At 57.9% G+C, this 228-nt stretch carries 1 pseudogene; it reads left to right on the forward strand.

From position 1 onward, the window contains the following. Positions 1 to 143 precede the first annotated feature (143 nt). Positions 144 to 228: pseudogene (locus tag SB816_RS35550) on the forward strand (NAD(P)H-dependent oxidoreductase subunit E); the annotation flags it as partial.

Below are 228 nucleotides of genomic sequence, written 5' to 3' on the forward strand. Positions count from 1 at the left end.
CGGCGAGCAGTAAGTCACACGCGATGCGCGCTGAGCCGGCGCGGCTTCGCAAGCTGTCAACAGTGAGCGCCAGGTCTGCCGTCCATGCACAGCAGTGCGGCAGGTTGTTCGTTCGGTAGGAATTGAAAGAGTCGTGTCTGAAAATGATCTCAGCTGAAGGCCTGAAGGAAATCGATCGAGCGTTGACGAAGTATCCCGCCGATCAGAAACAGTCCGCCGTGATGTCGG

It is taken from the genome of Achromobacter sp. SIMBA_011 (assembly GCF_046535435.1).
Taxonomy (GTDB): domain Bacteria; phylum Pseudomonadota; class Gammaproteobacteria; order Burkholderiales; family Burkholderiaceae_B; genus Achromobacter; species Achromobacter dolens.